24 protein-coding genes are annotated in these 24208 nt (G+C 65.2%); 16 read left to right on the plus strand and 8 right to left on the minus strand.

The genetic code is table 11. The features are described from left to right. On the plus strand, nt 1-1009 hold a 1009-nt coding region (locus PJB24_RS11145), incomplete at its 5' end, for an MGDG synthase family glycosyltransferase (protein WP_273845878.1). Here the strand turns inward: PJB24_RS11145 and PJB24_RS11150 are convergent. Continuing rightward, nucleotides 975-1829, minus strand: a complete 855-nt coding sequence (locus PJB24_RS11150; protein WP_273845879.1) for a hypothetical protein — start codon at nt 1827-1829, stop codon at nt 975-977. The two genes, PJB24_RS11145 and PJB24_RS11150, sit on opposite strands and share 35 nt — an antisense overlap. Further along, nucleotides 1826-2920 (minus strand): MGDG synthase family glycosyltransferase, encoded by a 1095-nt coding sequence (locus PJB24_RS11155; RefSeq protein ID WP_273845881.1) that lies wholly within the window; start codon nt 2918-2920, stop codon nt 1826-1828. Before PJB24_RS11155 ends, PJB24_RS11150 begins: the two co-directional genes overlap by 4 nt. Nucleotides 2921-3163: 243 nt before the next feature. On the opposite strand from PJB24_RS11155, the gene PJB24_RS11160 reads away from it, so the two are divergent. Further along, nucleotides 3164-3856: a phosphatase PAP2 family protein gene (locus tag PJB24_RS11160; RefSeq protein ID WP_273845883.1), complete on the plus strand. Its 693-nt coding sequence runs from the start codon at nt 3164-3166 to the stop codon at nt 3854-3856. On the opposite strand, the gene PJB24_RS11165 is transcribed toward PJB24_RS11160, so the two are convergent. The 5 genes from PJB24_RS11165 to PJB24_RS11185 form a co-directional block, all read right to left on the minus strand. After that, entirely contained in the window at nt 3853-4893 is a 1041-nt protein-coding gene (locus PJB24_RS11165; protein WP_273845884.1) for an ABC transporter substrate-binding protein, read from the minus strand. The two genes, PJB24_RS11160 and PJB24_RS11165, sit on opposite strands and share 4 nt — an antisense overlap. A gap of 19 nt (nt 4894-4912) precedes the next feature. Then, nucleotides 4913-5959, minus strand: coding sequence for an ABC transporter permease (locus PJB24_RS11170; protein WP_273845885.1), 1047 nt, complete (start codon nt 5957-5959; stop codon nt 4913-4915). 1 nt (nt 5960) lies between these two features. Next, nucleotides 5961-6764 (minus strand): ATP-binding cassette domain-containing protein, encoded by an 804-nt coding sequence (locus PJB24_RS11175; RefSeq protein ID WP_273845887.1) that lies wholly within the window; start codon nt 6762-6764, stop codon nt 5961-5963. 101 nt (nt 6765-6865) lie between these two features. Continuing rightward, complete coding sequence (locus PJB24_RS11180; protein ID WP_273845888.1) at nt 6866-7894, minus strand: LacI family DNA-binding transcriptional regulator; 1029 nt, start codon at nt 7892-7894, stop codon at nt 6866-6868. A 122-nt stretch (nt 7895-8016) separates the two neighbouring features. Next, on the minus strand, nt 8017-11235 hold the full coding sequence (locus tag PJB24_RS11185) for a GH92 family glycosyl hydrolase (protein WP_273845890.1): 3219 nt from the start codon (nt 11233-11235) through the stop codon (nt 8017-8019). Between the two features lie 523 nt (nt 11236-11758). Between PJB24_RS11185 and PJB24_RS11190 the strand changes: the two genes are divergently transcribed. From PJB24_RS11190 to PJB24_RS11235, 10 genes are all read left to right on the plus strand, one after another. Then, entirely contained in the window at nt 11759-12424 is a 666-nt protein-coding gene (locus tag PJB24_RS11190; RefSeq protein ID WP_273845891.1) for a glycerophosphodiester phosphodiesterase, read from the plus strand. Nucleotides 12425-12540: 116 nt separating this feature from the next. Then, nucleotides 12541-13305 carry a 3-hydroxyacyl-CoA dehydrogenase gene (locus tag PJB24_RS11195; protein WP_273845893.1) on the plus strand — a complete coding sequence of 255 codons (765 nt, stop codon included), beginning with the start codon at nt 12541-12543 and terminating at the stop codon, nt 13303-13305. Between the two features lie 143 nt (nt 13306-13448). After that, nucleotides 13449-13655 carry a hypothetical protein gene (locus tag PJB24_RS11200; protein WP_273845897.1) on the plus strand — a complete coding sequence of 69 codons (207 nt, stop codon included), beginning with the start codon at nt 13449-13451 and terminating at the stop codon, nt 13653-13655. A gap of 101 nt (nt 13656-13756) precedes the next feature. Then, nucleotides 13757-14740, plus strand: coding sequence for a golvesin C-terminal-like domain-containing protein (locus PJB24_RS11205; RefSeq protein WP_273845899.1), 984 nt, complete (start codon nt 13757-13759; stop codon nt 14738-14740). Between the two features lie 124 nt (nt 14741-14864). After that, nucleotides 14865-15314 (plus strand): RrF2 family transcriptional regulator, encoded by a 450-nt coding sequence (locus PJB24_RS11210; RefSeq protein WP_273845902.1) that lies wholly within the window; start codon nt 14865-14867, stop codon nt 15312-15314. Between the two features lie 95 nt (nt 15315-15409). Continuing rightward, the gene (locus PJB24_RS11215; protein WP_273845905.1) at nt 15410-15886 is read left to right on the plus strand and encodes a DUF4149 domain-containing protein; all 477 of its coding nucleotides are present in this window, start codon (nt 15410-15412) and stop codon (nt 15884-15886) included. Between the two features lie 94 nt (nt 15887-15980). After that, a complete protein-coding gene (locus PJB24_RS11220) occupies nt 15981-16160 on the plus strand; it encodes a hypothetical protein (RefSeq protein ID WP_273845909.1) in 180 nt (59 codons plus the stop codon). Between the two features lie 960 nt (nt 16161-17120). Continuing rightward, a complete protein-coding gene (locus PJB24_RS11225; RefSeq protein WP_420541931.1) occupies nt 17121-17591 on the plus strand; it encodes a carboxymuconolactone decarboxylase family protein in 471 nt (156 codons plus the stop codon). Continuing rightward, on the plus strand, nt 17588-18955 hold the full coding sequence (locus tag PJB24_RS11230; RefSeq protein WP_273845910.1) for an MmgE/PrpD family protein: 1368 nt from the start codon (nt 17588-17590) through the stop codon (nt 18953-18955). Before PJB24_RS11225 ends, PJB24_RS11230 begins: the two co-directional genes overlap by 4 nt. Before the next feature lie 17 nt (nt 18956-18972). After that, nucleotides 18973-19815, plus strand: coding sequence for a phosphosulfolactate synthase (locus PJB24_RS11235; protein WP_273845911.1), 843 nt, complete (start codon nt 18973-18975; stop codon nt 19813-19815). Here the strand turns inward: PJB24_RS11235 and idi are convergent. Continuing rightward, nucleotides 19812-20387, minus strand: a complete 576-nt coding sequence (gene idi, locus PJB24_RS11240) for an isopentenyl-diphosphate Delta-isomerase (RefSeq protein WP_273845912.1) — start codon at nt 20385-20387, stop codon at nt 19812-19814. The two genes, PJB24_RS11235 and idi, sit on opposite strands and share 4 nt — an antisense overlap. Before the next feature lie 75 nt (nt 20388-20462). On the opposite strand from idi, the gene PJB24_RS11245 reads away from it, so the two are divergent. From PJB24_RS11245 to PJB24_RS11260, 4 genes are all read left to right on the plus strand, one after another. After that, nucleotides 20463-21044, plus strand: a complete 582-nt coding sequence (locus PJB24_RS11245) for a class I SAM-dependent methyltransferase (RefSeq protein WP_273845913.1) — start codon at nt 20463-20465, stop codon at nt 21042-21044. Between the two features lie 71 nt (nt 21045-21115). Further along, nucleotides 21116-23599: a heavy metal translocating P-type ATPase gene (locus PJB24_RS11250; protein WP_273845915.1), complete on the plus strand. Its 2484-nt coding sequence runs from the start codon at nt 21116-21118 to the stop codon at nt 23597-23599. 3 nt (nt 23600-23602) lie between these two features. Next, nucleotides 23603-23914 (plus strand): metal-sensitive transcriptional regulator, encoded by a 312-nt coding sequence (locus PJB24_RS11255; RefSeq protein ID WP_273845916.1) that lies wholly within the window; start codon nt 23603-23605, stop codon nt 23912-23914. A gap of 27 nt (nt 23915-23941) precedes the next feature. Beyond that, nucleotides 23942-24151 carry a copper ion binding protein gene (locus tag PJB24_RS11260; protein ID WP_273845917.1) on the plus strand — a complete coding sequence of 70 codons (210 nt, stop codon included), beginning with the start codon at nt 23942-23944 and terminating at the stop codon, nt 24149-24151. The last annotated feature ends 57 nt before the right edge of the window (nt 24152-24208 follow it).

Genomic DNA, 24208 nt, shown 5'->3' on the forward strand with positions numbered 1-24208 from the left:
GCTCGGGCGGGCGGGCTGGGAGGTGGAGCTGCGCGACGGGCTCGAGATCATGAGCCCGGTGCCGGCGGAACGGCTCGGCGGGATGTACGTGGGGCAGGTGCGACACCTGCCGCGTCCTCTGGCGCTGCTCCTGTGGACGATCTCCTTCCGGGGGACCGCGGACCTGGTCAGGGTCTCGGTCGGGGCACTCTTCGGGGGTAGATTGCTCGAGGTGGTCCGTACTACGTCTCCCGACCTCATCGTCTCTACCTACCCGCTCGTCACGGCGGCGCTCGGGCACCTGCGGCGGCGTGGCAGGATCACGGTGCCGGTCGCAGCACTCGTGACCGACTACGGGGTGCACCCGATGTGGGTCTCGCCCGCGCTGGACGTCCACCTCGTAGCCTCGGAGGTCTCGGCCGGGATGGTCGAGCGGGCGGGGGGGAAGGCGACCGTGGTGAGGATGCCGCTCCGGGAGGGTTTCCGGCGACCTCTCTCGCGGGAGGAGGCCCGGCGGACGCTCGGCCTGCCGCTGCGGGTTCCGGTCGCGCTCGTCGTCGGTGGAGCGTGGGGGATAGGGGATCTCGCGGGTTGCGTGCGCACCGTCGCGGGGACACGGGCGTGCCACGTCGTGGCGGTGACCGGGCGCAACGAGGTGCTGAGGAGACGCCTGCAGCACGAGTACGCGGGGAGGGACGACGTACGGATCGTCGGGTGGACGGAGGAGATGCCGCTACTCATGTCCGCGGCCGACTTCCTCGTCCAGAACGCTGGGGGCGTCACCTGTTTGGAGGCGGCCGCCCTTGGGCTCCCCGTACTCCTCTACCGGCCCATACCCGGCCACGGCGCCATAAACGCCCGCGCCATGGAGCGGGCCGGCGTCGCCCTCTGGGCGCGGTCGGCCGGTGAGCTGGAGGCGATCATCCGTGGGCGCACCTTCGAGAGGGCCGTGCATCCTCCTTCCGTGGAGTGGCTCACGGCGGCACCGGACGTTCTCAGCGCACTCCGCGCGAACCGGCGGAGATGGTGAGCGCCCCGGCGACGGTGAGGACGATCCCGGCTCCGAGTATGGTTTGAGGGATGGTCCCCGAGGGCCAGGCCTCCCCGAAGAACGCAGGAGCCACGGCCACGGGGAGCACCGTGTGCAGGGCGAGTATCACCGGGGCGGCGATCGAAGCCTCCATCTCGCGCAGGGTTCTGAGCTGGGCGTCGAACGCCGCGGCGCTCGCCGCTATGAGCCCGGCGAGGAGGAGGGCTGAGCCGATCAGATGTGGGGGCAGGAGGTCTCCCAGGCCTGCGTTCTGGGGCAGGAGGTCGATCAGGCCCTTGGTGAGGATTCCGGTGAGGGCGTAACAGACGCCGGAGGATATCGCGAACAGGAGCGGGCGCGCCGGAGCCCGTCTGCCGCGCAGCGCGTAAGGAACTGCGGTCACGGCGCCGGCGGACGCGACGAGCGCGGCCCACTCCCAGGGTGTGGGAGAGGCGCTACCGTAGGATGGAGGGAAGACGCCGGCTGCCGAGAGCCCGGCGACCAGGAGCACCGCCCCTGCGAGCTTGGCCTTCCCGAGCGGTTCTTTCAGGGCGAGGCTGGAGAGAAGCAGCAGGAATCCCAGCCCGGCCGCACTCACGATGCGGGCGAGCGTCAGCGGGATGAAGGTCAGAGAGGCGGCTTCGAACACCCAGCCCGCGACGTCCAGCGCTATCCCGGCGATGCCCGAGGAGCGTTTGCCCGCGGAGACCGCGAGCGAGGCACCGCCCCCGCGGCTCCTGCGGGCGGCGAGGGCGAGCAGGATCACGGAGGCGTTGTAGGCGAGCGTCGAGGCGACGATGAGCACGATGCCGGCTATCATCGGCTGCGGACCAGGAGGTTTTCGAGGGCTTCGACAGCGGAGGGCAGGCCCTCTTCGCGCCGCGGGGCGGGGGGACGTCCGGCGGTGAGTATCTCTTCGAGAGCCCTCGCGTCGCGCGCCCAGAGCGCCACCCCAGCCTCCTCCATGATCCTGGCGTTGTACTCGCCGTGGCCGGCTATGGGGTCGAAGGAGACGAGCGGCACGCCGAGGTCTATCGCCTCCAGGGCCGTCATCCCGCCGGCGTTCTGGATCAGACAGTCCGCGGCCGCCATCACCCGCGCCATGTCTTTGCGCCAGCCAAGGATGAGCACGCGTTCCTCGCCCCCCAGCAGATCCCGCAGGCGTCTCATCAGTGACTCGTTTCCGCCGGTCGCCACGATCGCATGCCAGCCGCACCCAAGCACTGTGCGGGTCGTCTCCCCCAGGTTCCCGGCTCCCCAGGCTCCACCCGAGATCAGGGCGACGGACGCCCCTTCCTGCGGGACGCCCAGGTCTTTTCTCGCCTTTCGCCGGTCCACTCTGGCGTGCGACGCGCGTGTGGGGATGCGTACCGCCAGGGCCTTGCCTCCCGCCCGCTCGACCAGACCGGCCGAGATGAGCGAGGGGACGAGGTTGAGGTCCACGCCCGAGGCGACCCACAGAGGGTGCGCCCCGTAATCCGTGATGAGCGCCGCGACGGGGCAGGAAAGCTCCCCACTGCGGCGCAGACGCCCCACGGCCGCGCTCACGAGCGGGTAGGTCGAGACCACGAGGTCGGGGGCGGACGAGCGCAGAAGGGCCCGCAGCTCTTTCGTGAAAGCCGGGCTGCTCGTCAGACGGTGGATCATGCGCGACCCGTACCGGTTGGAGGTGACCTTGAAGGCCATCCCCCACGAGGTCGGGAGCCAACCGGTCGAGCCCCGGCTCGTGAGGCCCTTCCGGTAGGAGCTTACGGCGAGCCGTTCGATCCACCCGGACATGAGGTTCAGGCCGTCCTCGACGAGGACGTGGTGCCCAGCTGAGGCGAGCTCGCCGGAGAGGGCCTCGCCGGCGGCCTTGTGCCCTCCTCCCGCCCCGGCGGTGAGTATAAGTATGTGGTGTCCTTGGGTCATCGGGCGGGTCCGGGTTCCTCTCGCGCAGCGCTCTTGCCGGGCGTTTACACGTGTCCGCAAGGAATAATAGGATATCCGGGAGGTGTGAGAGGCACGTGAGAGCGGCCGGGTTCGGGCCGAGGTCCACGGTGGAGCATAGAAGTCGGGAGCACTCCCGGCGATGGAAGCGCTTTCTCGCCCTTCGTTCCGTCTTCTTGAGCGTACTCTCATCCACCTCTTACTCCTCTCTGATAGCCTGAGAGGATGAACCCGAAGGGAGCGGGCGGCAGAGGTGGGTCGCGGCATACCAGCCGCGGAGGGCGTGATGCGCGGGGTGCCTCCTGCCTGGGGGTCTCGGCCCTCCTTCTACTCGCCGCGTTCGCCGCACTCGCCTACGCCGTCTCCCGCGGTGTGACCCGTTCTCTCGACGTCGCCGTCATGATGGAGGTGCACGGGGTATTCTCTCCCTCCATCGAGGGGCTCATGGTCGCAGCGACCACGCTCGGGTATTACTCGGTGGTCACGGTGTTGCTCGCGGTCTGCGTCGTCCTCTTCTATCTGCGGGGTCTGCGGTGGCATGCCCTCTACATGCCGGTGTGCACCGTCGGGGACATGGTTCTCACCACCATCGTCAAGGACACCGTGGAGAGGATCAGACCGCACCTCTTCCACTTCCCCGGATATCCGATCCCGCACTCCTTCTCCTTCCCCAGCGGGCACGCCGACATGGCCGTGGCCTTCTACGGGGTGCTCGCGCTCCTGCTCGCCCGACTACTCTCCGGCGGCTGGAGGTGGCTCGTGCTGGCGGCCGGGTTGTTGCTGGTCCTCATCATCGGCTTCAGCAGGATCTACCTGGGGGTTCACTACCCCTCTGACGTGCTCGGCGGCTACCTGCTAGCCGGATTCTGGGCCTCGCTGACAGGGAGTGCCTTCGTGCTCCTGCAGGAGCGCTTCTAGCACTGGGCCTTGTAGAGGTATTTCGACACGTTGGGGTCGTTCATGTTGCCTCTGGTGACGACGGTGAAGCCGGTCGTGACGTTCTTTTTCTGCGGCTTCTTCTTGGTGTCGAGATACTCTACGGCCATCTTGACGCCCAGCCTTCCTATATCCCCGGGATGCTGGGCGATCAGACCATCCACGCTTCCCTTCTTGAGGTCCTTGACCTCTGTGGGGGAGGCGTCAAACTCTATGACCTTCACCTGCCCCTTCTTGCCTGCCTGACGCACGCCGGTGGCTGCTCCCTCCCCGGCGTAGATGTTGGTGCCGAAGATTCCCGCGAGATCGGGGTTCTTCTGCAGTACGGCCGAGGTTATGGAGGCTGCCTTGGTGGGATCGTCGTTGTCGTACTGGGCCCCGAGGTATTGGATGTTCGGGTACTTCTTTATGGCGGCTTCGAAACCCTTCTGGCGAGCGTCGGTCGTGGATATACCCGGCTTGACGTTGACCACGAAGACCTTACCCTTCTTGTTTACTGCCTTCGCGAGAGCGTCTCCTGCGACCTGCCCACCTTTGAAGTTGTCCGAACCTATGTGGGCCAGAAGAATGTCCGTCTTGTTTATCGTCGTGTCCACGGCTATGACGGGGATGCCCTGGTTCACCGCGCTCTGTATCGGAGCGATCATGGCGGTTTTGTCCGTCGGCGCGATGAGTATGGCATCCGGACTCGACTGGATGGCGGCGTTCAGGATAGGGGTCTGCTCGCTGGGGTCGAAGTCCTTAGGTCCCTGTATCTTGAGATCCACCCCAAGTTTGTTCGCCTCCGCTGAAGCTCCGCAGCCCATCGTGGTATAGAACTCGTCCCCGAGGACGCCCACGATGAGGACGATCCTGTAGTTCTTTTTGGCTTTGGACTGTCCACTACCTGTACTGCTCGTTGCTCCGCTGCTTGACCCTCCTCCGCAACCGCCGAGCAGCATCGCTCCGAAGCCGCCCGCGGCCGCCACGCCGAGGAATTCCCGCCGACTGAAGGCTCTCCTACCGCTCTGGCGTTCCATCGCTTTCCTTTCTCCCTCTTTATGAACGTTCTTCTGCACTCTTACGTCTCTGGTCTATGTAGACCGCGAGGATGAGGATCACCCCAATGGTGGCCTGCTGCCAGAAAGCCTGGACACCTTCTATGATGAATCCGTTCTGCAGGACCGCGGGTATGAAGGTGCCGACCACCGAGCCCAGGATGCTCCCGATCCCGCCGAAGAGGCTTGCTCCTCCTATAACCACGGCAGAGATTACATTTAGATTGTCAAGGGTATGCGTCCCCGGAGATGCGGTATTGAACCGGGCGAGGTCTATTATCCCGGCGAGCCCGGAGAGGAAGCCGGAGAGTACGTATACCTTGAGTAGGTGACGCTCGACGTTTATCCCCACCTTGCGTGCCGCCTCCGTGCTGGAGCCGATGGTGTACGTGTAGCGCCCGAAGCGGGTCTGCCGCAGAGCGAGAGCGGCTATCACGACGACGACGATGGCGACCGCGATCGGGACCGGCAGCACCCCGAACAGATCGCGCGTGCCGATCTGGGACTGGATCGCCGGTGGTACGTAGGGAACGTTCACCCCACCAGAGAGTATCTGGGCCGTGCCCAGGAAGAGTCCCAGCGTGCCGAGCGTTGCTATGAACGGCGTCAGCTTGAGGCGCGTGATCACGAGCCCGTTTATGAGCCCACAGACCACGCCGACAGCGAGCCCGACGAGTATGCCCACCGGTATAGCGACATTTTGGTGCGGGTAGATGTGGTGGTGCACCTGCTGCGGAGTGCCGGAGAGCGCAACCATGGTGTTGGCGGCGACCACGCTAGAGAGCACGAGGGTTGCACCGACCGAGAGATCTATGCCGGCGGTTATGATGACGAACGTCATCCCGACGGCCATGAGCAGGAGCTCCGAGGCGTCAACGGCTATGTTCATGAAGTTCTTGCCGCTCAGGAACGCTCCGCCCTCCAGGATGGAGAAGATGACGATCAGTGCGAGCAGAATCAGGAATATGAACGCCGATGAGATGCCAAAACGCCGCAGACTCTGCTCTCCAACCTCCTTACTTGTCAACCTGGCTTTCAGCTTCACCATCTCAGGCCACCTTTCCACCGCCAGCCGAACCGGTCATGGCCGCAACCACATCGTCCATGGAGCACGAGGCAGGGTCTAGCTCGGCCGCCACCTGCCCGAGTCGCAATACGACAATGCGGTCGGCTACCTCGAAAACCTCGGGTAGGCTGTGGCTGATGAAGATGACCGGTATCCCGGAGTCCCTCACTTTGCGGATTATGTCCAGAACCACCCTCACCTGGTTGACACCTAGTGCGGCCGTGGGCTCGTCCATCACGATGAGCTTGCTCGCCCACATCGCTGCCCGGGCCACCACCACGCCCTTGCGCATCCCCCCGGAGAAGGTGCTCACCGGCTTTCGCATGTCCTGTACCCGAATTTTGAGGCGTTCCAGTTGCTCCTCGGCTTCCTTTCTCATCGCCTTGTGATCTAGGAACCCGAGCCGTCCCAAAATCCCTTTCCTGTACTTCTCACGCCCTAGAAACATATTTGCGACCGCATCGAGATGCGGGGCGGCGGCAAGATCCTGATAAACTGTTTCTATGCCCCGCTCGCGTGCGTCCTGCGGCGTGGAAAACTCAACTCGCTCGCCTTGGAAGAAGATCTCCCCAGAATCCGGTGGAAAGACCCCCGTGATGATGTTTATGAGCGTGGACTTTCCCGCCCCGTTGTCGCCGCATAGGGCTACGACTTCGTCTGGATAGACCTCGAAATCTACATCCCTCAATGCCTGTACGGCACCGAAAGACTTGCTTACCCTGCGAACCTGGAGAACTGGTTCCTTAGCAATTCCTGCAGGATCTTTTTCTGGGTTGCCACCCGTCACGGCCCACCTCCGTCGCTCGTCGCACGTTCCCTTTCTCCACCATGCTGACAACCTTGTCGAAGGACACGGTATCCCAACCTGACGTACGTGTCAAGCTCGGATCAGGAAGGTGCGCAGCCACAGGACTCACGCACGATGAGGCGGGTGGGAAGGATGATCCGGCTTGGAGAAGAGGATTTCTCTCCCTCGAGCCGATCGAAGAGAAGCTCAGCGGCTTTACGTCCCAGTTCGTCGACTGGCTGTCGCACCAGGGTGAGGCGGGGCCGGAGGGCAGAGGCGAGGGGAAAATCATCGAAGCCGGCGAAGGCGATATCGTAGGGGATGCGTAGTCCGGCACGGGCGATGGCTTCGAGGACACCGGTCGAGATCAGGTTGTTCCCCGCGAAGATGGCGGTGGGATGGTCGGGAGCTTCGAGCAGCTCGAGCATTGCTTCCTCTGCTGCAGAAGTGGTGCTGCAGCCTAGCCGAAAACATTCCCGCAATCCTGTGGCTCTCGTGGCTTCAAGGTAGCCTTGCAGCCGCTTGCGGGTCGTGTGGAGGCGTTTGTCGTCTCCAATGAAGGCTATATGCCGGTGGCCGTGGGAGATCAGGTGCTCCACGGCTTTCCTGGTGCCGGCTGCGTTCTGGACCATCACCGTGTCGGTGCGGATGCCCTCTGCCGGGCGATCGATCGCGACCATGGGTAGGCCTGCCTCCTGCTCCCTGCGCAGGTGGCTGCCGTCGCCGGGTGCCGGGACGAAAAGAAGCCCGTCAACCCGTCGCCCGGAGAGCACCTCGACGTACTCACGCTCTATCTCCGGATCCTCTGAGGAGGCGCACAGGATCATCGTGTACCCGCGAGAACGGGCTACCTCCTCGACCGCTCGCGCCAGCGCTGCGTAGAAGGGGTTGGAGATGTCGGCGATCATGAGCCCAATCGTACGTGTGCGGCGACCCTTGAGGCTGCGGGCAAGCTCGTTTGGACGATAACCTAGCTTGGCCGCCACCTCAGACACCCTCGCCGCCGTCTCCGGATTGACCTCGCGCTCGCCGTTGATCACGCGGGAGACCGTCTTGATCGAAACCCCAGCCTCCTGCGCCACGTCGCGCAGCGTCACCCGTCCCGGGTTCCTGAAGGGTTCTCTCTCCATGGCTGCCGACAAGCTTATCATCAGCGCAAGAGCAAGGCTCGCGATCCCGTCTCGGACCGGGTCCGGTGGCGGTCGCATTGTCGACCGCCACCGGACCCGGACGGAGGATAGGTTGTCTCTCGCTACTTCACCGAGACGGCGAAGACATGCAGTGTCCCTTGATCCACTGAGGAGGGAAGCGTGACGCTCTTCGGCTGCTTGCCCTGCTCGAGAGGTATCGGCCGGGAGGCGAAGACGTAGGTCGTCACCTGGTCCCTGTTTCCCGAGGTGGAGTTGCGGTAGGGCATCTTCGCCGCCACCACGTTTCCGAACGAGGGGCTGCTGCTCCCGGCGTTGAGCGTCCAGTCGCTGAAACCCAGCGTCGCCGTCTGGGTCGAGCCATCCGTGTATGTGATCTTGACCTCTCCCTGCGAAGGACCATTGGTCGCGCTGCCGAGGAAGGCCAGTTCGCTGGCCCCCGCTGGGACATCGGAGAGGTTGATGGTCTGGCCATCTGCGGCGATGTTGTCCGGCTCGCCGGCCGGGACGTTGGGCCAGACGAACTCCATACCTCCTGCGCTCACCGTCCCCCCAGGCTTCACGCCCGCCGTGGCGAGCGCCTGCTCGGAGTAGCTGTAGCCGACGCCGTCGTAGTTGGCTGACGAGGGGTCGTCGTCGCTCGAGATACCGGTATTGTTGAAGAGGGCGAGCAGGCTTCCCGGCTTCGCGACCACGACCGTGATGGCCACATCCTGCAACCTCGAGCCATCCTGCCTCTGGAGCGTCACCGGTATCCGATAGTAACCCTCCGGGGTGTCAGAAGCGGCGGATACTTTCACCTGGACCGTGCCTTTGCTGCCGGCCGGAACCATGAAGCTGCCCGAGGAAGGGTCTGTGCTGAGCCCGGACGGAGGGTTCGCGCTCCAGCTCACTGTGGTCGAGCCCCCGCTTATGCTCTGCGCGCCTATCGTCGCCGTTGTCGATCCGCCGGGCTCCACGACCACCCGTGAGGGGCTGGCGTAGGTCTGGTAGGGAACCTCACCCTGCCTGAAGGAGGGCGGAGCGTCCTCCCTGGCGCTGCCCCAGGACTCGTCGGGGGTCGTCGAGAGCGTGTAGTCGAGCGTCCCGCCCTTCCTGACGAACGACGCGGGAAGCCATGGCTTCGTGCTCGGCCTGCCGTCGACCTTCAGGCTCTTCACGTAGTAGGTGTCAGTGGAGGCCTGCGGGGCGTTTATCCGGATCGTCTGTCCTCCTGGGCTGTGGATGACGATTCTGGGGAACAGCGGGCTCGCGAGCACCAGTTCCGCGCGCCCCGGCACCTCCGGGTACATCCCCATCGCCGCCCACACGTACCACGAGGACATCTCTCCCAGGTCGTCGTTGCCGACGTACCCGCCCGCGGTGGGTCTGTAGAGGGTGTTCACCGCCTCGCGGACCACCTGCTGCGTCTTGTACGGCGCGCCTGCGTAGTCGTACTCCCACGGGGTCTCGAGGGTGGGCTCGTTGCCCAAAAACGCGTATGGTTCCTGCGGGCCGGCGTTGAGCTTGGTGAAGAACTCGTCCAGCCGCGAGACGACCTTCTCGTCGCCGCCCATCGCGTTGAACAGCCCGTGCAGGTTGTACGGGACCATCCAGGTGTACTGGGCCCCGTTGCCCTCGACGTAGTTGTCCATGCTCGACGGGTCGAAGGGGGAAACGAAAGAACCGTCGCGGTTTCTAGGCTGGATGTATCCGCTATCTGGGTTGAAGAGGTTCTCCCAGTACTGCGCCCGTTGCATGAAGGTGTGGTAGATGCCCTCGTCGCCCAGGGACTTCGCAAGCTGGGCGATACCGAAGTCGGCGGTTGTGTATTCGAGCGTGGTCGCCGCCGGCCCCCAGACGTCCTGGGCCCCGACAGGGACGTAGCCGAGCTTCTTATAGTCCTCGAGGCCCGGTCGCTCCACGTAGCCCTGCGTCGGCTTCGTCGCTCCCTTGACCATGAACCTGAGCGCCTCTCTGGCATCGAAGCCGCGTGCGCCGAAGGCGTAGGTGCTCGCCACTATAGAATGGTACGGGTCTCCGACCATCACGCCGGTGTAGTCGTTGGCAACCGTCCAGCGGTCCCAGGATCCCCCCTGTCTGGCGAAGTCGACCATCGTCTGGGCTATGTCTGAAGCCTCCTTGGGGGCGAGCAGCGCGAGGAGCTGCGTCTCCGAGCGGTAGATGTCCCAGCCGGAGAAGTTAGTGTAGGCTGCGTGACCTTTCCTGACACTGTGCACCCGGCCGTCGAAGCCGACGTACTGGCCGTTCGCGTCGGAGAAGACGTTGGGCTGCAGAAACGCGTGGTAGAGCGCGGTGTAGAAGTTCGTACGCTCGTCCGGGGTGCCGCCCTTTATCCTTATCTCCGCGAGCCTGCTGTTCCACTCCTCTCGGGCGTGGTCCCGGATCTTCGCGAAGCTCCCGTGGCTCTCCACTGCTACGTTGCCTTTCGCATTCTTCACGCTGACAAAGGAGACTCCGATCCTCACGGTGATCGGCCTGCCGTCGTTCCTGAACGTCACGTACGCACCCGAGCCTGGACCGGAGACGGTGGTCTTCGGGTGTCCTTTCGCAGGTGTTTTTCGCGCTCCTCTTGTTCCCATCTTGGTCGCACGGGCGTTGAAGGCCTTTATGGCGAGCTGCTCGGGGCTTCCGCCGCGGGCGGTCCTCTCGCCCGGCTTTACGGAACCGTTGTGCCAGGTGCCGAAGCTCCGGAAGGGCTCGCTGAACTTGGCCCAGAAGTGGACCCGATAGGTGTCCCCGGCGCCGCAGAAGTTGCCGCTCGTCGCCCACCCTGAGACGGTGTCGCGGCCCACGGTGACGCTCGCATCTCGGACCCCCGTTGCGGACCCCGAGACGTTGATGAGCATGGTGGCCGGCTTGCCCTTCGGATAGGTGAACCGCCCCATACCCGTACGCTTGGTGACCGTGAGCTCGGTCTTCACCCCGTTGTCCAGCCTGACCCGGTAGTAGCCGGGGGAAGCAGCCTCCCGGTCGTGCGAGAACCTGGCGACGTAGCGGTCCGGGTTCGTGGCGGGGGACTCGGTCACTTTGCCAACATAGGGCATGAACGGTATGTCCTCGTACGTATAGCAGCCTGCGCCGGAGAGATGGGTGAGGCTGAAGCCTTTGATCCTGTCGTCCGGGTAGTAGTACCCTCCGGGCTGGGCCTGTACGGTGTCCGGACTCCACTGCACCATTCCGAAGGGAACATCAGCCCCCGGGAAGTTGTTGCCGGCGCCTCCACCAGTGCCATAATCCGTCGCTCCCGGTGCGGTTCCCACGAAAGGGTTGACATAGCGCGCGAGGTCGGGGGTCTTCCCTCCCTCCTGGTTCCTCGCCAAGGTCCTGCCCGGTATAAGCACCGAGATGGCAACCACCGCCACGACGCACAACATCAATCCCAAACCTGTCAAACGGTGATCGCGTTTACCCAATGACCATCCTCCTTTCCCTGCTTGCCCGGCTGGCTTTATATGCTCCGCTCCGGATGCCAGAGACCAGTGCCGAAATGGTTCGTGATCACGCACTCCACCGTGCAAGTAGATAGACGGTCGACAACCTTAACCTTCCATTCCCGGACCCCTCTCCCCGACATTGTTGTCGTCAACGTTATCACAAACCTCAGCAACGCTCAAGTGTTCGCTCGAAGCGGAAAATTTTGTGTGTAATTGTGCATAAATCAGGGAGCTCACCTTGCGATGCCGGACTGTAGCGGAGGTTGCCCTGGGGGAATGACCAAGGGGACGTCTCGGTGTGAGACTTCGAACGATCTTCTGCTTTGAAACGGGATTTTGGTGCTATCCTCTCCGCCTTGTGGAGAGGTTTAAACAGAGACCTGGTGGGGGGCAGGAACGTACCGTGCGGATGGAGTTTCCCTTCGGTTCGACGGTTGCTGTTGCCCACAGGGGGGCGCACGGGGAAGGGCGACCGGAGAACTCTCTCTCGGCAGTGGAGCGCACCGCGGAGATAGGCGCGCGGGCGGTGGAGTTCGACGTCGTGGCCCTCCGGGACGGAAGGCTCGTCGTCTCGCACGATGAGCCTACAGGAGAGAGAGCCGAAAGCCTGCCGGACATGGAGCAGTTCCTCAGGGTGGTCGCCGGCTCGGACATGATCCTCAACCTCGACTGGAAGAGGCGCGGGGGGGAGGACCGGGCCTGCGAAATGCTGCGCCGGTACGGGCTTCTGGAGAGGACGCTCGTCAGCTCCACGGACCGCCGGGTGATCACCCGTTTCAAGCAGGAGGCGCCGGGGGTCGCGACCGGTATCTCGCTCGCGCAGAGAGGGACGTCTGCGGCGGAGGTCGCCCGTGAGGTGAGCCGGGTGGTGCGGGAGAGCAGGGCGGATGCGGCGATGCTGGAGTACAGGGGTGCTTCGGAGGAGACCGTGAGGGTTCTGCGCGGTGCCGGGGTGGGGGTGTTCCTCTGGACGGCCCCCGACCAGAAGACCTACTCGGAGCTCGCCTCTCTCGAGCCCGACGGTATCGCGACGGACGCGATCGAGCAGCAGCTCGACCGGCAGCGCAGCCTGTAGCAGGCCCGGCGGCGCATCCGGATTCTCGCGGGCTTTACCGCTATGATATCGGCGGTCCGCGCGGGTCGCCGTGCGGGTGCGGGAGATGTGTGGCGCTGCCCTTACGGAGGGGAGAGATGCAGACAAGAGATGGTGTGTTCATCGTTACCGGTGGGGGATCCGGGCTCGGGGCTGCCACGGCGCGCATGCTGGTCGGTGAGGGGGCGGGCGTGGTGATCGCCGAGATAAACGAGGAGGCCGGGGAAAAGATGGCCTCGGAGTTCGGTGGGCGGGCAACCTTCGTCCGCACCGACGTCACCGACGAGAAGAGCGTGAAGGCGGCCGTCGAGGCGGCACGGCGGATGGGGACGCTGCGCGGGCTCATCAACTGTGCGGGGATAGGCCCCGCAGCACGGGTGGTGAGCCGCAAGGGCGTGCACGGCCTGGGGTTGTTCACCCGCACGATACAGGTCAACCTGATCGGCACCTTCAACGCCATCCGACTCGCAGGGGCGGTGATGGCCGAGAACGAGCCCACCCGGGACGGGGAACGCGGGGTCATCGTCAACACCGCCTCCGTCGCAGCTTTCGAGGGACAGATCGGGCAGGCCGCCTACTCGGCCTCCAAGGGAGGGGTGGTCTCGATGACGCTCCCCATAGCCCGCGAGTTCGCCCGCTACGGCATCCGCGTCGTCTCGATCGCGCCGGGCATCTTCGACACTCCGATGCTCGCGGCGCTCCCCGAAGATGCCCGCGAGTCGCTCGGCCGGCAGGTGCCGTTCCCCGCGCGCCTCGGCAGACCGGAGGAGTACGCGGCTCTGGCGAAGCACATAATCGAGAACCAGATGCTCAACGGCGAGGTCATCCGGCTCGACGGCGCGATCAGGATGGCCCCCAGGTAGGCCGAGAGGGGTTGTGAAGGGGTTCGGGTCCGTCGAACATCCTCTGGATGGGCGATACCTTTCCCCAGCGGAGGATGTAGAGTCGGAGAGGGGCGGCCCAAGACCATCGGCGGAGGTGCGAGATAGAGATCCCGGCGCGTAGCTTGAGGCGGATCGTCGCCCTCGGGGCGGTGCAGGAGGAGCTCGAAGCCCTCGCCCGCGAGGTGAGGGACTTCGGTCCGGAATATGCCCGGCTCGCCGAGCGTCTGCTCGAGGATGCCGCGATGGCCGAGGTTGGGATGTGCCGCGGGGAAGCCGCCATGCCCCAGCCGCTCACCTGCGAGGATTTCATCGCGGACACGAAGCCCTGAGCGGGTGTGCCCGCGGGTTTAAGTTTCCCCGTCCGCCACCCGATAATATGGGCGTGGTTTCTTGAAGAAGAGAAGCGTGATCTTCCTGGAGGGGGGAGTACATGGGACGTCTCGCACGTTTTTGGGCTGCCGCCGTCACCCCGGCCTTCTTTTTCTGTCTCCTTTCGGGCGTGGCCCTCGCCGCCTCTTACTCTCAGGTCGTGGACAACGCGACTCCTGACCGGTTCCAGGCGTCAGGCTCATGGGGAACGAGCTCCTACAGCCCGCAGAAGTACGGGACGAACTACCGGTTCGCCACCCCGAAGGCGGTCTCCGACGCCGCTGCCTTCAGGGTCAGGATACCGGCTTCCGGCAGCTACAGGGTCTACGCTCGATGGCCCGCGAGCCCGGGCTACAATCCTTCTGCCCCCGTGGGGATAAAGACCGCCTCGGGTATGGAGTGGGTGCGGGTGGACGAGACCAGAAACGGCGGGCGCTGGGTGTTGCTCGGCACCTTCAGGATGAACGCGGGGGATCGCTACAGCATCCTGTTCTCGCGCTGGACCGGATCTCCTGGATACATCGTCGCGGACGCCGTGAAGGTCGTCTCCGACGATGGATCAGGCGCCGACGGGGGCTCCGTCACCGGGCAGGACGTGCTGGCCGAGGCGAAGACCTGGCTGGGAGTGCCGTACCTCTACGGTGGGGCCTCGCGGCAGGGCGTCGATTGCTCGGGGCTGACGATGGAGGTCTACGCCCACTTCGGCATCTACCTGCCCCACTCCGCCGCCGCGCAGTACTCCTACGGAACCGCGGTCTCGAGCCCCGGCCCCGGGGATCTCGTCTTCGGTGACTTCAACGGCAACGGCACTATAGGCCATGTCGGGATAGCCACGGGCGACGGGCGTATGATCGACGCTCCCTATCCCGGCACCGTCGTGCGCTACGATCCCATCTACCCACAGTACACCGTAGGGTACAAACGCCTGGTTCCAGTCGGAGCCTCCATCGCCCAGAAGGGAACCCTCCACGCCAGCTCCCACGGCGGGACCCCGGCCCGGCTACCGGTGGACGAGGAGACCGCCGCGGTACGCCCCGCCAGGTAGGAGTGCTGATCGGGAGACAGAAGGCCAGACAAACATTACACTGTGTGTCAGAGTAGTGTGAGAGGGTGACCCCGGCGGTGGAGTGGGAAAGGCTCCGCACCGGAAAAGCCAGGAGGGAGGTTTCTTGAGGCTCGAGCTATCGAGCGAGGGACGCTACGGACTCCGGGCGCTCGTATATCTCGCATGGCACGACGAGGGTACTCTGATCACGGCGGACACCATCTCGAGGGAGGCGAGGATCCCCCGCCGCCTGCTCGCCAGAATCCTGGCGAAGCTCTCCCACGGCGGTATCGTCACCAGCAGGGAAGGGAGGCGGGGGGGCTCGCGTCTGGCTCGCCCCCCGGAAGAGATCACGCTGGCCGATGCCGTGAACGCCATCGAGGGCCCTTTCGAGATGACCCGCTGTATCATGGAGGAGCGGGCCTGCGGCGAAGGCAGGCCCTGCGCCCTGCACGATGCCTGGGAGGAGGGACAGGAGGCGATCCTGGGCTACCTCGCCTCCCAGACCCTCGCAGACTTTATCTCCGACCCCACCAACCTGCAGACCTCCGACAGCCCGACCAAGCCACAGTGATCCCGACCACATAACCCTTTGTTTATTATTACATTTTTGGTAATATTGTATGTGATGGGTGGACGTGTCGAGATTTCGGGAGGTAGGTCGCGCTGATGTTGGATGCGGTGACTCACACGGTGCATGTGCTGCTGGCCGGGGTGTGGCTCGGTGGGGTGGTGTTTACCACGACGGTCGTCTCGCCGGCGCTCAAGGCGATGAAGTGGCCTGATGCCGAGCGCATCGGCGTGCGCTCGGTAATCGGGGGGTATTACGCGAGGGTCGGGACGTTGAATCTGCTGCTTTTGCTGTTCTTCGCGGTCCTGGATGGGATTTTCGGCGGCTTTGGAGGGTTTCTGTACGCGGAGTATGCGCTCCTCGTCATCCTGTTCTTCCTGGTTGTCTCCCACGGGGCGTATTTCGGTCGGCGTCTGCGCGAGCTGGCCGAGGCCGAGGAGAAGGCGGATGACCGGCGGGAGGCCGCGGAGATCTCGGGGAGGCGGCGCTCGCTGCAGAGGCTCTCGTTCGCCGTCTCTGTGGCCGACATACTGGTCAGCGTGATCGTGGTAATCCTCTCGGTCAACGCGCTCTGAGGCTCTTCTATGCTGCGGGTTTTGCCTGCGGGGGTGTCTCCGGCGTGGTAAGTGAGATGTAGCGCGTGCCAACGCATCAAGGCGCGGAGTACGGTTGAAGGAGCCTGGCGGTCTCTTGCTCCCCCGGCTGCCGACGGCGGCGCCGGCTTCGACCATGGCGCTCGTGATCTTCCTGATGGCGGCGGGTTACGTCCGGGACGGCGTGATGCCCCACGCGCTGCGGATGCTAACGGGAGCTTTCTGGTGGGGAGCCGGGGCGCAGGAACCTCTGTGATGAACCAGATTTGCGGGTTTCCCGGCGACCGCATGAGAGCGAGACCCCGCGTGAACTGGACGATCCTGCTCTCCACCGTGGCGGCACAATCCGTCGTGATCGTCTTTTTACAGGCCGGATCCCCACGGAGGCCCACGTGTGCTGCTCGCTGGTCTCGGCTGGCTCGGGGTTCTCCTCTGCGTGGTGGGCGTGGCGCTATACCACGCCGGGAACTGGCGGCGGGTGGGGTCGCATCGGCTGCTGGAACAACTCCAACTGCATCCTGCACGAGGCGATGTCTGTAACCGGGTCGCGGCGGTGCTCAAACCCTCCGTGCCGCTGGACTTTACGGTGCTCGTGCGGGTCTGGGTTCTGGCCGTGTTCTTGTTGGTCGAAGTTCTGCGGGTGGCGAGGAGGGTCTCCGGCATCGGGTGGAGGGAGTGCGTCCTTTCGTATCACGTCTCCCCTCTACACACCTTTACCGTGTATCTTCAGGCCTCCCTGCTCCCAGGCCCCTTTCTGCGTGATGTGTACCACACAATAGTCTCTATCGGCCAGTGCCGTTATCGCGGTGCTCGCTGTCGAGGTCGGCCTGTTCGTCTCCGAATGTTTCACGATCACGTAGTTTTCAGCCCTCCGGGGGAGGGTAATTAATTGTCTAGAAGTTTTTCCCGCAGCAGCAACCGCGGTTCGCCAGGAGGCAGGAGGTGGCCTCGATGATGAAAACAGAAGCCAGCGTAGAGCTCTGGGAATGGGCGGAGTACTACTGCCCGTGGTGCTACATCGCGGCCGTGCGCCTGCACGGGAGCTGGTGTCCGAGTATGAAGGACGGATGAAGGAGTTGGAGAGGCCTTCCCGCTGGAGGACCACCGGGTGGTGGGGGTGTGGCCTCTTCCCTGCTGCGTCGAGAGATGTCTTGAAGAGACCAGAAAGCTCTTCGAGGAAGCCGCGGCGGCGGTAGAGTGAAGAAGGAGGTGGTGTGTGCAGATGAGGATAGACTACACCAGGGTTGCACCGGGGGCCGTGGAGGCCATGGGTGGTCTGGAGAGCTGCGTGCGCGGGAGCGGAATCGAGGACTCTCTGCTCGAGCTGGTGAGGCTGAGAGCCTCGCAGATCAACGGCTGCGCCTACTGCATAGACATGCATAACAAGGACGCCCGGGCCGCCGGAGAGAGCGAGCAGCGGCTCTACGCCCTGGATGCCTGGCGCGAGACGCCCTTCTACACCGGGAGGGAGCGGGCGGCGCTCGAGTGGACCGAGGCGGTGACGAAGGTCTCCGAGGGACACGTCCCGGATGAAGTCTACCGGCGGGTGCGGGAGCACTTCGACGAGGAGGAGCTCGTCGCTCTCACGATGGCCGTCGTCGCGATAAACGGCTGGAACCGGCTCGCGATCAGCATGCGGGCCGTTCCCGGGAGCTACCAGCCGCGTCCTGTGGAGGTCCGGGCATGACCCAGGTGGAGGAGCTCGCCCGGTTCGTCGAGGGGGCCTCCTACGAGGATCTCTCGCAGGAGGCGGTAAGGGAGCTCAAGGTACGCATCCTTGATGCTCTGGGGTGCGCGATAGGCGCCCTCGACGGCGAGCCGGTGAGGAAGATCCGCGCGGAGATAGAGGAGTTCGGCGGCAACCCGCTCGCGACCATGATAGGGGGTGGCAGGACCGCCCCCGACCGGGCCGCCTTCTACAACGGGGCGCTCGTCCGCTACCTGGACTACAACGACTCGTTTCTCGCCCCCGGCGAGACCTGCCACCCGTCTGACAACCTCGGCGCGGTGCTCTCCGCCGCCGAGTACGCCGGGAGGACGGGGAGGGACCTCCTGGTCGCGCTCGCGGTCGCCTACCAGGTGCAGTGCCGCCTCTCGGAGGTCGCGCCCGTGCGGGCCAGGGGCTTCGACCACACCACCCAGGGGGCCTACGCCGCCGCGGCGGGCGTGGCGAAGGCGCTCGGCCTCGACGCAAAGAGGATAGCCAACGCCGTAGCCATAAGCGGCACCGCGAACAACGCCCTGCGCGTGACCCGCACCGGGGCGCTCTCCAACTGGAAGGGCCTCGCCTACCCGAACACCGGGTTCATGGCCGCGCACGCGGCCTTCCTCGCCGCGCGCGGGATCACCGGGCCGCCGGAGGTCTTCGAGGGCAACAAGGGGTTCATGGACGCGATCGCCGGTCGCTTCGACGCCGGGTGGGCGGATCAGGACCTCGAGCTCGTACGCCGCACGATCGTCAAGAAGTACAACGCCGAGATCCACTCCCAGTCCGCCCTGGAGGGCATCCTGGAGCTCAGGGAGGAGCACGGCATAGACGCCGGGGACGTCGAGTCGGTCGAGCTCGAGACCTTCGACGTCGCCTACAACATCATCGGTGGGGGGGAGGAGGGAGAGAAGAAGACCGTCCGCACCAAGGAGGAGGCCGACCACAGCCTGCCCTACCTCCTCGCGGTCGCCCTCCTCGACGGCGAGGTCTACCCGGCCCAGTACCGGCCCGAGCGCATCGTCGCGAAGGACGTACAGGATCTCCTTAAGAGGGTCGAGGTGCGGCCGGCGGACGACCTGAGCGCCCGCTTCCCCGGGGAGATGCCCGCACGGCTCAGGGTGCGCCTCCGGGGTGGGAAGGTCCTCGAGAAGGAGAAGTCCGACTACGAGGGGTTCTTCACCCGGCCGATCTCCTGGGAGCGGGCGCAGGAGAAATTCGAGCGCCTCGCGGAGCCGCACGCGGACTCGAGGCTCAGGGAGGAGATCTCCGAGGTCGTACGGCGCCTGGAGGATATCGAGGTCGGGGAGCTCGCGAGGCTCCTCGCCCGCACGGGAAAACTGTAAGGAAGGAGGACGAAACGATGAGCGAGACCGTTGCTTCGGCCAAGGGGAGCGCTTTTGGCTTCCTGCGGATGAACGAGCGCGAGGAGAAGCCTCGCACCCGCGGGATCACCGAGATTCGGGGGCCCTACTACGCGGCGATGGGCAAGCGCTACCTCTCCGACGTCTTCGAGACGATGGGCCAGTACATAGACTCGGTGAAGTTCGCCGGTGGGGCGTTCACCCTGATGCCCGAGCAGGCTCTCCGGGAGATCATAGAGACCGCCCACGAGCACGACGTGATGGTCTCGACCGGCGGGTTCATGGAGACCGTCCTCACCCAGGGATACGATGCGGTCGAGAAGTACATCCAGACCTGCAAGGACGTCGGCTTCGACATCATCGAGATTTCGGGGGGCTTCATCACCATCCCGACCGACGACTGGCTGCGGGTGGTGGACAAGGTACAGAAGGCGGGCCTGAAGGCCAAGCCGGAGGTCGGAATCCAGTTCGGCGCCGGCGGTACCACGACCGCCGAGGAGCTCGAGGCCGAGGGTACCCAGGACCCGGGCTGGATGATCGCCCAGGCGAAGCGCTTCATCGACGCGGGGGCTTACCTGATCATGATAGAGTCCGAGGGCATCACCGAGAGCGTGAAGACCTGGCGCACCGACGTCCCCGCCGAGGTCATAAACACTTTGGGGCTCGAGAAGGTGATGTTCGAGGCGGCCGACCCCGAGGTCTTCGAGTGGTACATCAAGAACTACGGCCCGGAGGTCAACCTCTTCGTGGACCACTCCCAGATAGTCCAGCTCGAGGTCTTGAGGCGTGGCCTGTGGGGCACGAAGAGCACCTGGGGACGCGTCCTCACCTACAAGGGCTAGCGGACGGAGGCATCCCCGTCCCGGAGGGGCTGGCCGACCGCCGGCCCCTCTTCTACTACCCTTCCGGCGACGATCCTGAACCACGGCGTGTAAGAGGCGGGGTTCTTCTTCAGGTCCTCGAGCACCGCCTGCGGCTCTTCCCACCGCCACGCGCCGATCTCCTCGGGGTTCGGATCGGGCTCGCCGTCGAAGCGTCCGTAGAAGACGTGGTCGAACTCGTGCTCGGTGAGCCCGCTCTCCTCGTCTGAGGCCCGGTAGACGAAGCTGAAGGCCTCCTCGAGCCCGGTGTCGAAGCCGAACTCTTCCTTCAGCCTCCTGTGGGCGGCCTCCTCCAGTCCCTCGCCCCAGCGGGGATGTCCGCAGCAGGCGTTGGTCCACAGCCCGGCGAAGTGGTACTTCCCCGCCGCCCGGCGCTGCAGCAGCATCCTCCCTTCGCGGTCGAAGATGAAGATCGAGAAGGCCCGGTGCAGCCTCCCCCTGCCCTCGTGCGCCCGCAGCTTGCTCTCCGGGCCGAGCGGCTCGTCGTTCTCGTCGACCAGTATGATCTCTTCGGCACCCTCCGCCGGATCCATCCTCTCCTCTCCTGCTTCGTGGTGCGATCCCGTGATGTTAGCACGCCCGGAGCGCTTTTCTGCTATATTCCCCTCGTGGAGCGCAGGCACCCACGCAAGTTCGATCCCTCCCGGGCGGGCAACCTCGACCGGCCCGAGCGCCAGCGCTTCCTGCCCAACGACCGGGTGCTCGACCTGCTCGACCTCGCCGGAGACGAGACCGTCGTGGACTACGGCGCCGGGACGGGGACGCTCACCATCCCCCTGGCCCACAGGCTCCCCCGCGGCACCGTCCACGCCATAGACGAGAACCCCCAGATGATCGAACGCCTCCGCGAGCGGCTCGCCGCCGAACACCTCCCCAACGTCTCGGTGCACCACATCTCAGACGATGCCGTCCCCCTCCCTGACGGCTCCGCCGACCGCATCCTCGCCGTCAACCTCCTGCACGAGCTCGAAGAGAAGGCTCTGCGCGAGATGCGACGCCTGCTCACCCCCAGCGGCTTCCTCCTCGTCGTCGACTGGAACGCCGACGTCGAGCGCGACGCCGGCCCCCCCGCCGACGAGGCCCTCTCGCCGGAGCAGGGCCGCGCCTTCCTCGCCTCGGCCGGATTCTCCTGCCAGACCCTCGATGCGGGCTTCCCCTACCACTTCGTCTTCCGTTGCCCCCGACCCTAGAGATTTTTGTTCGACATATAGGGTGGGGGGGTATAGTATATGAGTAGAGGCTCCGATCTGAAAGGAGTTCTATGAGCGAGACCAAAGAGCGGAAGATGTTGGTTCTTCCGGTGAGGGGGATGAGTTGTGCCTCGTGTGTCCGGAGGGTCGAGAAGACGCTCTCCGGGGTCTCCGGGGTTGATTCTACGAGCGTCAACCTGGCAACGGGCACGGCCCGGGTCGAGTATGGGGAGGGGGCCCCTGATCCCCGGGCGCTGGTCGAGGCCGTGCAGGGGGCGGGCTACGAGGTGCCGGTCGAGCGGGTCGACTTCGAGGTCCGGGGGATGACGTGTGCCAGCTGCGTCCGCAGGGTCGAGCGGGCGTTGGAGGGAGTTTCCGGGGTTTTGGGGGCCAACGTCAACCTGGCGACCGGCAGGGCTACGGTGGAGTATCTGCCCGGAGAAACCGGGAGAGAAGACTTCGAGCGGGCCGTCACGGGAGCCGGCTACGAGGTGGTCTTCGATGCGGAGGATGGCGGCTCTGCCGAGCCGGAAGATCGTAAAGAGCAGTCCATATTGAAGAAGGATTTCCTCGGGGCGGCCGCACTCACGCTCCTCGTAGTGCTCGGGAGCATCCCACACATGTTCGGTTTCAGACCGCCGGTTCCCGGGCAGCTGTGGAACGTTGGGCTGCTGATCCTGGCGACGCCGGTCCAGTTCTGGTTCGGGCGGCGCTTCTATCGGGGAGCCTGGGGGGCCCTCAGGCACCTGCAGGCCGACATGAACACGCTGGTCGCGCTCGGGACGAGCGTCGCCTACCTCTACAGCGCGGTGGCGACCTTCGCACCGGGGCTCTTCGCCGGCAGGGCGGACGTATATTTCGACACCTCCACCCTGATCATCACCCTCATCCTGCTCGGCAGGTTGCTCGAAGCCCGGGCCAGGGGGCGGGCCAGCGACGCGATAAAGAAGCTCGCCGGGCTGCAGGCGAAGACGGCGCGCCTCGTGCGCGACGGTGAAGAGGTCGACGTGCCCGTCGAAGAAGTCGCTGTCGGGGACGTCGTGGTGGTGAGGCCCGGAGAGAAGATCCCGGTCGACGGCGTCGTGATCTCCGGGGAGTCCGCGGTGGACGAGGCCATGATCACCGGTGAGTCCCTGCCCGTCACCAAGCGGGAGGGGGACGAGGTGATCGGGGCGACCATCAACAAGAGCGGGTCCTTCAGGATGCGGGCCACGAAAGTTGGGCGCGATACCGCTCTCGCCAGGATCATGAGGATGGTCGAGGAGGCGCAGGGTTCCAAAGCCCCGATCCAGCGGTTGGCCGACAGGATCAGCGCCGTGTTCGTGCCGGCCGTGATACTGGTCGCGGTCTTCACCTTCTTCGTCTGGCTCATCGTCGGTCCGCAGCCCGCCTTCACCCACGCGCTGCTCAACGCGGTCGCCGTCCTGATCATCGCCTGCCCGTGCGCGATGGGGCTTGCGACCCCGACCTCCATCATGGTCGGCACCGGCCGGGGGGCCGAGCGAGGGATACTGATCAAAGGCGGCGAGGTGCTGGAGAACGCCCGCCGGGTGGACACGGTCGTCTTCGACAAGACCGGCACGCTCACCCGGGGGGAGCCCGTTCTGACGGACGTGATCGCGGGCGACGGCTTCACGGAAGAAGAGCTTTTGCGTCTCGCCGCCGCCGCGGAGCGCGACAGCGAGCATCCGCTCGGAGAAGCGATAGTGAGGGGGGCCGAGGAGAGAGGGATCTCGCCGGAGTCCCCCACCTCGTTCGAGGCCCCGACCGGTCGCGGTGTCAGGGCCGGGGTCGACGGTCACGAGGTGCTCGTGGGCAACCTCAGGCTCATGCAGGAGGCCGGTGTCCCCGTGGACGGGCTCGCGCCGCGGCTGGACGACCTCTCCGCCGACGGGAAGACGCCCGTTCTCGTCGCGGTGGACGGGAACCCCGCAGGGATCCTCGCCGTCGCCGACGTGGTGCGCGAGGAATCCAAAGAGGCGATCGAAGAGCTGCACCGGATGGGGCTCGAGGTTGCCATGATCACCGGCGACAACCGCTGCACGGCAGAGGCCGTCGGCCGGGAGCTCGGCTTGGACCGCGTCCTCGCCGAGGTCCTGCCGGAGGGCAAGGAAGAGGAGATCCGGAAGCTCCAGAAGGAGGGCAGACGCGTCGCGATGGTCGGGGACGGCATAAACGACGCCCCGGCGCTCGCCCGGGCAGACCTCGGTATCGCCATCGGCACGGGGACCGACGTGGCGATGGAGGCCGGGGACATCACCCTGATCTCGGGCGACGTTCGCGGGGTCGCGCGGGCGATCCGTCTCTCCAGGGCCACCGTGCGCAACATAAAACAGAACCTCTTCTGGGCCTTCGCCTACAACGTCGTCCTGATACCGGTGGCGGCCGGCGTACTCTACCCGGTCTTCAGCGGCGGAGGAACGCCCGGGGTGCTGCACCCGTTCCTCGGTCAGTACGGGTTCCTGAACCCGGCCCTCGCGGCTCTGGCGATGGCGCTATCCTCTGTGACGGTGGTGAGCAACGCGCTTCGCTTGCGCAGAGAGGAGATCGGCTGACGGATGGAGAGCGCGAAGAGCCAGGAGGCCCACGGCTACATCAAGGCTCAGGACAAGGAGAAGATCCTGGCCCGCCTGAAGAGGATCGAGGGACAGGTGCGGGGCGTGCAGCGCATGGTCGAGAACGACGAGTACTGCGTCGACGTCCTCACCCAGATCTCGAGCTTCATCTCCGCCTCGGAGAAGGTGGCCCTGTTGTTGCTCAGGGACCACACCGACCACTGCGTGCGCAGGGCGATCGAGAGCGGAGGCCGGGAAGCGGACGAGAAGGTCGATGAGCTGCTCGAAGCCGTAGAGCGGTTCATGAGAGTGTAGGAGATCGACGGGAAAGGAGAAGACGCTATGGTCGAGCGAACCCTGAACGTGGAGGGAATGAGCTGCGCTCACTGCAAGGCCGCCGTCGAGGGCGAGCTGAACAAGCTCGATGGCGTCGAGCACTCCGACGCGGACTTCGAGAAGGGCACCGTCGAGGTGCGCTACGACGAAAGCCGGGTGACCGATGACGACCTGAGGGCCGCTATCGAGGAGGCCGGCTACACCCTGGTCGCCTGATCCCCAAAAATGGCGGGGAGATTCGGTTGTACGCTCCGGATCTCCCCGCTCAGTGCC

Origin of the sequence: Rubrobacter calidifluminis, from assembly GCF_028617075.1 — a bacterium.
Classification (GTDB): Bacteria; Actinomycetota; Rubrobacteria; order Rubrobacterales; family Rubrobacteraceae; genus Rubrobacter_E; species Rubrobacter_E calidifluminis.

Excerpts from the sequence above, each read along its gene's own strand:
- PJB24_RS11235 (WP_273845911.1), top strand. The coding sequence starts at position 18,973 with ATGAGCGAGACCGTTGCTTCGGCCAAGGGGAGCGCTTTTGGCTTCCTG.
- PJB24_RS11180 (WP_273845888.1), bottom strand. The coding sequence starts at position 7,894 with ATGGAGAGAGAACCCTTCAGGAACCCGGGACGGGTGACGCTGCGCGAC.
- idi (WP_273845912.1), bottom strand. The coding sequence starts at position 20,387 with ATGGATCCGGCGGAGGGTGCCGAAGAGATCATACTGGTCGACGAGAAC.
- PJB24_RS11170 (WP_273845885.1), bottom strand. The coding sequence starts at position 5,959 with ATGGTGAAGCTGAAAGCCAGGTTGACAAGTAAGGAGGTTGGAGAGCAG.
- PJB24_RS11250 (WP_273845915.1), top strand. The coding sequence starts at position 21,116 with ATGAGCGAGACCAAAGAGCGGAAGATGTTGGTTCTTCCGGTGAGGGGG.
- PJB24_RS11150 (WP_273845879.1), bottom strand. The coding sequence starts at position 1,829 with ATGATAGCCGGCATCGTGCTCATCGTCGCCTCGACGCTCGCCTACAAC.
- PJB24_RS11255 (WP_273845916.1), top strand. The coding sequence starts at position 23,603 with ATGGAGAGCGCGAAGAGCCAGGAGGCCCACGGCTACATCAAGGCTCAG.
- PJB24_RS11155 (WP_273845881.1), bottom strand. The coding sequence starts at position 2,920 with ATGACCCAAGGACACCACATACTTATACTCACCGCCGGGGCGGGAGGA.
- PJB24_RS11230 (WP_273845910.1), top strand. The coding sequence starts at position 17,588 with ATGACCCAGGTGGAGGAGCTCGCCCGGTTCGTCGAGGGGGCCTCCTAC.
- PJB24_RS11160 (WP_273845883.1), top strand. The coding sequence starts at position 3,164 with ATGAACCCGAAGGGAGCGGGCGGCAGAGGTGGGTCGCGGCATACCAGC.
- PJB24_RS11260 (WP_273845917.1), top strand. The coding sequence starts at position 23,942 with ATGGTCGAGCGAACCCTGAACGTGGAGGGAATGAGCTGCGCTCACTGC.
- PJB24_RS11205 (WP_273845899.1), top strand. The coding sequence starts at position 13,757 with ATGGGACGTCTCGCACGTTTTTGGGCTGCCGCCGTCACCCCGGCCTTC.
- PJB24_RS11190 (WP_273845891.1), top strand. The coding sequence starts at position 11,759 with ATGGAGTTTCCCTTCGGTTCGACGGTTGCTGTTGCCCACAGGGGGGCG.
- PJB24_RS11195 (WP_273845893.1), top strand. The coding sequence starts at position 12,541 with ATGCAGACAAGAGATGGTGTGTTCATCGTTACCGGTGGGGGATCCGGG.
- PJB24_RS11165 (WP_273845884.1), bottom strand. The coding sequence starts at position 4,893 with ATGGAACGCCAGAGCGGTAGGAGAGCCTTCAGTCGGCGGGAATTCCTC.
- PJB24_RS11215 (WP_273845905.1), top strand. The coding sequence starts at position 15,410 with ATGTTGGATGCGGTGACTCACACGGTGCATGTGCTGCTGGCCGGGGTG.